The sequence below is a fragment of the Streptomyces sp. MnatMP-M17 genome, from assembly GCF_900091995.1.
Classification (GTDB): Bacteria; Actinomycetota; Actinomycetes; order Streptomycetales; family Streptomycetaceae; genus Streptomyces.
On sequence record NZ_FMDK01000729.1, the window covers coordinates 1 to 4259 of the forward strand.

At 71.8% G+C, this 4259-nt stretch carries 4 protein-coding genes and 1 pseudogene; 1 reads left to right on the top strand and 4 read right to left on the bottom strand.

Features of this window, described 5'->3' with window-relative positions; all coding sequences use genetic code 11:
- The 3 genes and pseudogenes from GA0115259_RS29315 to GA0115259_RS29325 form a co-directional block, all read right to left on the bottom strand.
- Window positions 1-1050, bottom strand: a pseudogene (locus tag GA0115259_RS29315) (hypothetical protein); the annotation flags it as partial.
- Window positions 1047-2009, bottom strand: coding sequence for an AAA family ATPase (locus GA0115259_RS29320; protein ID WP_093602618.1), 963 nt, complete (start codon window positions 2007-2009; stop codon window positions 1047-1049). The pseudogene GA0115259_RS29315 and the gene GA0115259_RS29320, both read right to left, overlap by 4 nt.
- A gap of 29 nt (window positions 2010-2038) precedes the next feature.
- Entirely contained in the window at window positions 2039-2431 is a 393-nt protein-coding gene (locus tag GA0115259_RS29325; RefSeq protein ID WP_093602620.1) for a hypothetical protein, read from the bottom strand.
- 247 nt (window positions 2432-2678) lie between these two features.
- Here GA0115259_RS29325 and GA0115259_RS29330 point away from each other — a divergent pair, with 247 nt between their 5' ends.
- Window positions 2679-3827: a 3'-5' exonuclease gene (locus tag GA0115259_RS29330; RefSeq protein WP_093602622.1), complete on the top strand. Its 1149-nt coding sequence runs from the start codon at window positions 2679-2681 to the stop codon at window positions 3825-3827.
- Between the two features lie 25 nt (window positions 3828-3852).
- Here GA0115259_RS29330 and GA0115259_RS29335 read toward each other — a convergent pair whose 3' ends face one another.
- Window positions 3853-4233 (bottom strand): WhiB family transcriptional regulator, encoded by a 381-nt coding sequence (locus GA0115259_RS29335; RefSeq protein WP_370748654.1) that lies wholly within the window; start codon window positions 4231-4233, stop codon window positions 3853-3855.
- Window positions 4234-4259 lie beyond the last annotated feature (26 nt).

Consider the following 4259-nt stretch of genomic DNA (forward strand, 5'->3'; position numbering starts at 1 on the left):
CCGCCCGCTGACCGGGCTGCGCGGGGGGCGGCGACGGGAAGAGGGCGCGGGCGCCCCGAAGACCCGTTGTGCGGCATCCCGGGCCGTCTGCCGGGCGGCCTCCTCCGCCTGTGCCTGTGCTTCGCGCTGGGCGGCTGCGGCTGCGGCGCGGGCCTCTTCCTCGGGATCGGGCAGGGCGCCCGTGGCGATCTGCGCGTTCGTGGACACCGTCGCCGCGACAGCCGCTGCGGCAGCGGTGAGGGGATCATCCCCGGCCGTGGAGGGACCGGGGGCCGACGGCTCTCCCGCGGCGCAGCCGACGACTGGCATGTCGGCGTCTTCGTCGGCGCCCACTACCCGGACCCACTGGCGGCTGACCCGGTACAGCCCGAGCTGGTCGCCGTCGTCGAGGCTCAGGGCCCTGCGCCACAGACGCCGCAGCTTGGCCAGGTCGGTGGCACCGAGGGCCTTGGAGATCTCCGCGCGCACCGGCGCGACTTCCTTGGCGGTCAGCACTCCCGCGTCTGCGCGGGCCAGGAGGAGGGCGGCGGCCGTGGCAGCCCGCCACCGGTTGGCGATCGGTGCGGTCGGGGCCGAGGCGGGCAGGTTGATGTGGCGGGCGGACGCCCGCAGGAAGACCCGGTCGTCCGGCCGGACGGCCAACTGGCGGCCTTCGATGCGGGGTTCCTCCAGGAGGACGGCGGCGCGCACGACCGCACGGCCAGCGCCGTCCGGCCAGTGCTGCCAGCGGGTACTGCGGGCGTGGCTGGCTTCGTGGCTGGCCAGCCCCATGATGACGGGGTGACGGTGGCGTCCGGAGACGGTGAGGGGGTCGACCTCGTCCGGGTGGGTGTCGGGATCGAGCGCGGCTCCGCCGTTGATCGTGACCCAGGCGGTTGCCGGGTCGAACCACGCCGGCGCGGGGCTGCCGGTGGAGTCCCAGATCATGTCGAGCAGGACGTCGTCGCGGTCGGCCAGTTCGTTGATGATGGCGCCCAGGCGGCGGCCGAGCGCCGCGCGGGCGCGCGAGAGGTCGGCGCCGAGCGTGTCGTGGGTCGGCGGGGTGGTCAACGGTGGCTCCCTGCGACGCGTGCGCCGAGGGCGAGGGGTGCGGCGTCGGCGAAGTCGCTCTTCGACTTCAGGGCCTTGCCCAGGTCTTCGCGGTCGGCGGCGGGGCACTTGCGCAGAAGGCTGTTGACCGCGAAGGCGGTGCCGTAGCGGCGGGCGGCCTCGGAGAAGGCGAGAGCGTCGCGCATCTGTGGGATCCAGCCTTCGTAGGTCTGCTGGCCCTTGCGGGTCTCCAGGTTCTTGATCACGGTGATGAGGTCCATCGGCACGCCCATGTCGGCGGCGAGGTCCCAGTCGGTCGTGATCTCGAAGTGGTGGTGGAAGCGGGACAGGAGGGCGTCGCTGAGATGCGCGCCGGGGACGTCGGGGTTGCAGGCGCCGATGACGAACCAGCCGGGGCCGACCTTGATGGGGTCGAGTGAGGGGTTCATGGGGATGCGCAGCTCGCCGCGGCCGTCCATGAGGGCGTACAGGACGGTCAGGACCCTCGGGTCGATGAGGGCGACCTCGTCGACGAGAAGGGGGATGTCGTTCAGGACGCTGCGCATCAGCGGTCCGGGCAGCCACTCGAAGGTGCCGGTGACGGGGTCCTGGACGAAGGTGCCGAGGAAGTCGGCCTCGGTGGTGTCGGCGGTGCCCACGATCGTCTCCAGGCCCGGCTGGCCGGGCCGGGCGTCCATGACGAACGCGGCTTCGGCCAGTGCGGTCTTCCCGCTGCCGGGGGGTCCCGTCATCAGGACGTGCTCGGTGTGGTCGCGGGCGTCCCGGAGGAAGGCCATGTCTTCCATGCCGCCTAGGAGCCGGGGCTGGTAGGTCTGCCCGTTCGGCCGCATCTGGGGGCCGATCGGCGCGATGTGCGGTGCGGCTGGGGCGCTGGGGCTCGGCTTGGGCGAGCGCTTGGGACGTGCGTTGGCGCGGGCCGCTTCCTGCATGAGGTTCCTCTTGATGCGCTCTGCGTGCACGGGTCTCCTGCTCAGGCGTGGGGATGCGGTCAGGGGGAGGGGATGGGCGAAGCGTTCGGGAGTTCGGTCCCCTGCTCCTTGGCGCTGTCGCGGAAGTAGGTGGCGATGGCGTGGGCGTTGGCCTTGAAGTCGCCGCGGACAGCCAGTTCGGCGGGTACCTCGAACGGCGTGTAGTCGCGGGACAGTTCGTAGTCGCCGTTCTCCTTCTCCTCGCAGGTCTTGCAGGCCTTGTCGATGACGACCTGCACGTCTGCGGGCGAGTCGACGAGCTTTACCGTGGCGGTGCCGGCCCCGCCGGTGGGTCCGTAGAGGGTGATGAGGGCCGGTTCGGGGGCCAGGAAGACCAGGAAGCGGTAGAAGGCGCTTCGGGTGGTGTTGTTCTGGAGTTCCCAGCCGTAGCCCTGGACGGTCGATGTGGCCATTCACGTCCGTTCTCGAAGGTCACAAGAGCATCGGAGGCGAGGCCCCGATGACACATATAATATACCGTCACTTTGAGGCTTGAGTCAAGTTTTACGTGTCACTCGGAGTTGTTGTGCCGCCCGCGCGGAGTCCGCCGCCTCCCGGTTGCGGAACCCCGCCGCCTCCGTGCACGCGGCGGCCTGGACGGGCGGTGTCAGTGGCGGTTGGCATCCTGGGCATCGCCGGACAATCAGGGAGGACACGGCAATGCAGGAGAACACGCCGGCGGCTGTCGCTGCCGGCACACCGGAGCAGCTCTCTGGCCGAGGTGAGTCCGCGCCGCAGACACGCTGCGCCGTCTCGGCGCAGACTGGCGCTCCCATGGGGGAGCTGCTCAGCGCCCACGATGACCCTGCGGCGGCGGGGCGCGGCGAGGGGGTGTTGGGGCCCGATCAGTCCGCCCGGTGGCTGGGCATCCGCCGACGCGAGCTCGACTTTCTCGTGGAGGCCGGGCTTGTCACTCCATCTGGTCGCACCCTTGCGGGCGCCCCTCGGTTCTCTGTCGCCACGCTCACCGCCGCCGCGCTGCAGCCGCTCGAATGGGAGCAGGCCCGGGCCGCCGACAGCCGGCGTCCCTCACCCTGGCGCGAGCTTGCGGGCCCCGCAGGGGAACGGGCGGCGCTGGTGGAGAGCACGTGCGAACAACTGCGGGCCGACGGCGTCGACGCGTGGGTCAGGTTCAGCCGGGCGGCTGACCGGTGGACTCTCGACTGGGAGCCGCGGCAAGACGGCGGCCCGGACCGCGCGGCCGTCACCGAGCTCCTGCCAACCCGGCTGCTGCGCGCCGTGGATGCCCGCCGGCTAGTCCTGCTCGGGCCGGTGGGGCAGACCCTGCACTGGGCGCATCGGATGCTCCAGCCCGGCGCGGCGTGCGTCCTTGACGTGGAGACCACCGGGCTGGGGCCGGATGACCGCGTGTTGGAGGTTGCGGTCGTGGACGCGCACGATGGAGCCGTACTCATCGACACCCTGGTGCACCCGGGAGCTGGCGTGCGCATCGCGGCCGCGGCGCGGGCCGTGCACGGCATCACGGACAGCATGGTGGCCCAGGCGGAGCCGTGGGAGCGGATCCTGCCCCGGGTGCTGAACGCCATCGGAGACCGGACAGTGTTGGCCTACAACTCCCGCTTCGACGAGCGGATGACGGTGGGCCATGCCCGCGCCGTCGGAGCGGATCCGGGCCGGTTGCGCCTGGCGGACTCGTGGGACTGCCTGATGCGGCGGCGCTCGACCTGGTTGCGGACCACGTCTCGACGGCGCCTCGGCGGACACCACCGCGCGCTGGGAGACGCCCATGCTGCTCTCGACGTACTGCGCACGCTTCGGACCCGTCCGCCGCACACCGTCTCAGCCTAAGAGGGTTGCCGGCTCCGGCCGGCGCTCAGCCGGTTTCGGTGAGGGGCTCCTGAAGGCCCAGCTGGATGTCGCCCTGGTCGTGCGCCGCCCGCGCGGCCTCAAGGAGTTGGCGCCACGACGTCACGGTCGGGCGTCGGCGGAGCAGCCCCCGGCGTTCCCTCTCGGTCATCCCGCCCCAAATGCCGTGCTCGATACGGCTGTCGAGGGCGTAGGAGAGGCACTCGGTGCGCACGGGGCATCCGTTGCAGACGGCCTTGGCCCTGTTCTGCGCAGCCCCTTCGACGAAGAGTTCGTCGGGGTCGGTCGCGCGGCAGGCCGCCCGCTGTTCCCATTCCTCACGCGTGACCACTGCGGCGCTGTCCCTCCCCAAGTCCCGCCTGCCGTGCGCAGCGGTTCCCTGCGGCAGGTTCGCGAGGCTACGGCAGCCGCTTC

Excerpts from the sequence above, each read along its gene's own strand:
- GA0115259_RS29325 (WP_093602620.1), bottom strand. The coding sequence starts at position 2,431 with ATGGCCACATCGACCGTCCAGGGCTACGGCTGGGAACTCCAGAACAAC.
- GA0115259_RS29330 (WP_093602622.1), top strand. The coding sequence starts at position 2,679 with ATGCAGGAGAACACGCCGGCGGCTGTCGCTGCCGGCACACCGGAGCAG.